Source organism: Bacillus sp. SIMBA_074 (assembly GCF_046534555.1).
Classification (GTDB): domain Bacteria; phylum Bacillota; class Bacilli; order Bacillales; family Bacillaceae_G; genus Bacillus_A; species Bacillus_A mycoides.
In genome coordinates this window covers 1-269 of the sequence record NZ_JAWRYM010000577.1, presented here as the reverse complement: position 1 = coordinate 269, position 269 = coordinate 1, and the positions used below count along the sequence as shown (strand labels likewise).

Annotated in this window: 1 protein-coding gene; it reads right to left on the bottom strand. The window is 35.3% G+C overall.

Annotated elements, in window-relative coordinates:
* Positions 1 to 215 (bottom strand): PTS system mannose/fructose/sorbose family transporter subunit IID (locus SB773_RS32035; protein ID WP_410594377.1); only part of this gene is annotated, 215 nt, incomplete at its 3' end.
* Between the last annotated feature and the right edge of the window lie 54 nt (positions 216 to 269).

Here is a 269-nt window from a genome sequence, read left to right as displayed (position 1 = left end):
CCTAAGAATTTACCAACTAATCCTATAATAAAGGAAAGTAAGATTAACCAGTAGATAGCCTTTTGATATTTAAACAATGCCCATAAGAAACCAAGTGTTAAGAGGAGGGGCAAAAGCCCAGGTAAGATTGAATCAAGAAGTTCTTGCAAATTTATTTCTTTGCCTCCAAAGTTCCATTTAGCAGCCACGCTTACTTTAACAAAATTAACTACCATAGATCCTGTTACCATTAATCCTACGATGGTAGCTCCCTGAACAAACTTATTTAG